Origin of the sequence: Nostoc sp. (assembly GCF_036919555.1) — a bacterium.
Lineage (GTDB): Bacteria > Cyanobacteriota > Cyanobacteriia > Cyanobacteriales > Nostocaceae > Nostoc.
In genome coordinates, this window is record NZ_JBALCS010000092.1 from 1 (window position 1) to 3,822 (window position 3,822).

Annotated in this window: 4 protein-coding genes; 2 read left to right on the top strand and 2 right to left on the bottom strand. The window is 44.0% G+C overall.

Annotated features, from left to right (window positions below; translation table 11 throughout):
* The first annotated feature begins 731 nt into the window (after window positions 1–731).
* Window positions 732–1,220, top strand: coding sequence for a hypothetical protein (locus V7K36_RS25580; protein ID WP_335120494.1), 489 nt, complete (start codon window positions 732–734; stop codon window positions 1,218–1,220).
* Between the two features lie 165 nt (window positions 1,221–1,385).
* Window positions 1,386–2,150: a serine O-acetyltransferase gene (gene cysE, locus V7K36_RS25585; protein ID WP_335120495.1), complete on the top strand. Its 765-nt coding sequence runs from the start codon at window positions 1,386–1,388 to the stop codon at window positions 2,148–2,150.
* A gap of 109 nt (window positions 2,151–2,259) precedes the next feature.
* Here the strand turns inward: cysE and V7K36_RS25590 are convergent, their stop codons facing one another.
* Both V7K36_RS25590 and V7K36_RS25595 read right to left on the bottom strand, forming a co-directional pair.
* The gene (locus tag V7K36_RS25590) at window positions 2,260–2,844 is read right to left on the bottom strand and encodes an Npun_F5749 family FMN-dependent PPOX-type flavoprotein (RefSeq protein WP_335120496.1); all 585 of its coding nucleotides are present in this window, start codon (window positions 2,842–2,844) and stop codon (window positions 2,260–2,262) included.
* A gap of 424 nt (window positions 2,845–3,268) precedes the next feature.
* Window positions 3,269–3,478: a hypothetical protein gene (locus V7K36_RS25595; RefSeq protein ID WP_335120497.1), complete on the bottom strand. Its 210-nt coding sequence runs from the start codon at window positions 3,476–3,478 to the stop codon at window positions 3,269–3,271.
* Window positions 3,479–3,822 lie beyond the last annotated feature (344 nt).

Here is a 3,822-nt window from a genome sequence, read left to right on the forward strand (position 1 = left end):
TCCCAGCCACAATTCCCAAATGGTCTATATCTTGAGTTTCAAAGGACGGTATTTGTTTGCTCATTAGCAACTCCCACCACTACTTTTATCCACTTGGACTTTAAAATACCATCACTCGACCCTCAACCTGCGGAATGTAGGATTAAAGCTATTTTCAGGTAAATATAGCGGTTCTCCTTTGGATGCAATACAGTCTGACCTCACTTCCATTCCTCTCTTCTTTTAGGAGAGAGGCTTTCAATCTTACTCCCCTTCCCTTGTAGGGAAGGGGTTGGGGGTTAGGTCTGTATTGCACTCAACTGAGAAGCGCTATAGACCATGCGTAAGGGCACAGCATTGCTGTGCCCCTACGACAGATGTGGTTTAAATACTTGAATTCTGCTGTAAAGTCACGACAGGGTGAGGTTTTTGTTTTGTTTTAGTTCAGAAGCCGAAGTTGCGAGTGGGAGCAATGCGATTTACGCGATGGCGCTGGCGCAAAGTAAGTAGTACTTGCGCCACATTAGCAACTGGATGCTTGAGGAAAATACGCAAGCCACTGCTCTTAGTTTCAGTCCGGGTTTAAATCCTCGTCTGAAAATGTCTTTAATGCGTGAATTTTGAATGCGTGAATTTTGAATTGTTAATGTGGCAAATTTTAATGTGGCACAATCAACCGAAATTTCACTAGATTTTTTTCATTAGAATATGTATATATAACTACTAATTTAAAAGCCTGTTGGAGGGCTACTATGAAATACTGTCGCCCCCGACTTCAGTTTAGAAGTGGCTGGCTGTTGGCTATACTTACCGCCATCACAGCTACCCCTGCAATAGCACAGACAGCCAATTTTGGTACTTTCACCCTGTCAACAAACTCTAATCCACCACAAGGAACAATCCAGGGGTTTACAGGTGGTTCTTACTCATTATCTGCCATAAGTAACCGCGATCGCGATCAAAAAGCCTGTATCGGCTTTGCCGATCCGACTCCAGATCATATTATGGTTCTAGAAAAGGACTTTTCCCAGATGACAATACAAGTCGATAGCAACAACAACGACACCACTTTACTAATCCAAGGCCCAGATAAAACGACGATTCGTTGCGGTGATGACACTGGCAAAAGTAAAGATGCTAGCGTTAGCGATCGCAACTGGAAAAGCGGCACCTATCGGATTTGGGTGGGTACATTTAATCCTGGAGTCAAGCGCGATTATACTCTAAAAGTGGAGCAGTAGTGGAGTTAGGAGAGATGCGATTAATCGCGTCTGTACAGGAGTTAGGTGATTAATAACCAATGCCCAATGCCCCATTCCTAATTCCCAATTCCTAATTTTTACGTCTAACACCTGAGAGGATAATATGGGAGAGTAGCTTGTTGTGCTTTCCGAGGGTGCTATCTCGTGCTATCTATACTGCGTGCTGACTTTCAGATCATATTTGAACGTGACCCAGCTGCCCGTAACTGGTTAGAAGTTTTATTTTGTTACCCTGGTTTGCAAGCCCTGCTATCCCATAGGCTGGCTCACTGGCTGTATACTCTTGGTCTTCCCTTTATTCCCCGCCTGATTTCTCACTTAGCTCGGTTTTTGACTGGAATTGAAATCCACCCTGGTGCAGCAATTGGGCAAAGTGTGTTTATTGACCACGGCATGGGTGTAGTAATTGGTGAAACTGCGATCGTGGGAGATTATGCCCTCATTTATCAAGGTGTCACCCTTGGGGGTACTGGTAAAGAATGTGGCAAGCGCCATCCCACCGTGGGTGAAAATGTCGTATTCGGAGCTGGAGCGAAGGTGCTGGGCAATATCCAAATTGGTAACAATGTCCGTATTGGCGCTGGGTCTGTTGTTCTAAGGGATGTGCCTTCAGACTGTACTGTAGTAGGCGTGCCTGGGCGGATCATATATCGTTCTGGAGTCCGGGTTGCACCTCTTGAACACAATAACTTACCAGATTCGGAAGCAGAAGTAATTCGTGCCTTAGTAGACCGGATTGAGGCGCTGGAAGAACAAATACAAACTCTTGGGCGCACCAACTCTTCTGGAAAAACTCTTGTTTTGGCAGGTTGTATAGCTTCTAACCAAGCTGATTTATCACAAAATGCTCCTGTGTGTAGCCTTAAAGATAAGGCAATACAGCAGTTTCTAGATGGTGCGGGCATTTAAAGAAAGTTAGGAGTTAAAAGTGAGGAGTGAGGAATAAAAATTATCAAACAGAATTCTGAATTCTTCTTCAACTTTGCACCTTGCAACTCATAACTCCTAACGGAGAAAATTAAGGATTAATTTCTTCACAAAACCATTCTTGATTTTGATCGCGGCGATAAAACTTTCTATTTTGTGGTTGGCCACGTAATTCTAAGTGATCTACCTGCACCGGATCGAGTAGCAGTAGGCAAAAATTAGGCACTGGCTGCACGGGGTCGGGTGCTGGTGGTGCAAAAGCTTCTGGAGTTTCGACTCTGGGTTTACCAGGATGTGGCCAAGCAAACTGTAAACGTGCCGCATCACTCAATTCTTGCCACATACTGATCCGGGCTGGCTGTAAATCCTGGTCAGAATCATCACCGCTTACTAGGGTCAAACAACCTGTGAACCGGAATTGTTCTCGTGTATTGGGAAAGTACCAGCAAACTTCTGCCCAAGGTTGTTGCTGTATCTGGTCGGCTTTGGCGCTACGGGCATCGGTGATAAATTTTAGCTGGTTTGTATCTTCCAGAAAGCCGCGAAAGACTAGGGTACGATTAGCGGGGCGACCGTTCGCCTGCACCGTTGCTAGTTGGAGGTAACGGGCATAAACAAGGCTGCGGTTGCGATCAAGCGCATGGGCGATCGCGCTTCGCCAAGGAGCAAGAGACATTGTAAAGTTCCGTACCTAAGTACTGAGTATACTACTTTATATATTATCCCGTTTCTACGGGCGTTGAACCCTCGTAAATTGGCAACGGTATTGGTTTCTGAATCTAAGTTGGTGATGTATCAAAAAAATTATCTGTGATCGAGATTGTGTAAATGATTTGGGAGCATCTCAATGAGTGTAAAAAGCCTTGTAAAACCTCATCCCAGCCCTCTCCTTGGTAAGGAGAGGGAGCAAGAATCTTGTTTCTCATCTGGTATATTTGCAAAACTGAGATGCTCACAATGATTTTTTCTCACCTGTGATAAATCCGGGTTCAGGAGATTAGCGATCGCATCAGTCGAGTGTATTCCAGTTCGCTCCAAGAATCTGCACACACTTGTCTTGGCTTATTTGTCAAGTACAAACTATACCAAATTAGATGAGTTTACCCTGCCAGTATTTGTTCTATTATCCAACGTTCTGCATCTACAAACGTACTGAATACTTGACCTGAAGAACCGAACTTATTCTTTATTGTTTTCGCTGCTGTTGGTCGCCATTTTTCAAATAGAGTTTCAGAATCATGAATTACTGCTATACCAAGGCAGCGTTCCGCAATGCGTAGCTTATTCTGTCGAACCCATTTCGCCTCCATTTTATCTGCTTCTCGTGCTGATTTATCCTGAACTGTCGGGGCATTTGTTTGATTGAAGATATCCCTCTTCTGTCACTTTCCGGGAGGGCGATCGCTAGAAGCCTCATGAGGCAATCAATACAAGCTATACTATTAGAAAAAAATTGGTCTTGTATTTGTTATTAGAAAATAATCGCGCGATCGCTTCATATACAAAAGCTCTAGAATTCAGAAATGGCAAAAGTTTTCGGAGAGTGACAAAAGAGGGCTAGACTAGTACAGTACGGCGTAAATAAACAGACCATATTAGTGGGAGAATAAATAATCAGGTTAAAACCAGTTTCGCAGAGCATATCAAGGAATCA

Coding starts and splice junctions, on each gene's coding strand:
- V7K36_RS25580 (WP_335120494.1), top strand. CDS start 732: ATGAAATACTGTCGCCCCCGACTTCAGTTTAGAAGTGGCTGGCTGTTG.
- V7K36_RS25595 (WP_335120497.1), bottom strand. CDS start 3,478: ATGGAGGCGAAATGGGTTCGACAGAATAAGCTACGCATTGCGGAACGC.
- V7K36_RS25590 (WP_335120496.1), bottom strand. CDS start 2,844: ATGTCTCTTGCTCCTTGGCGAAGCGCGATCGCCCATGCGCTTGATCGC.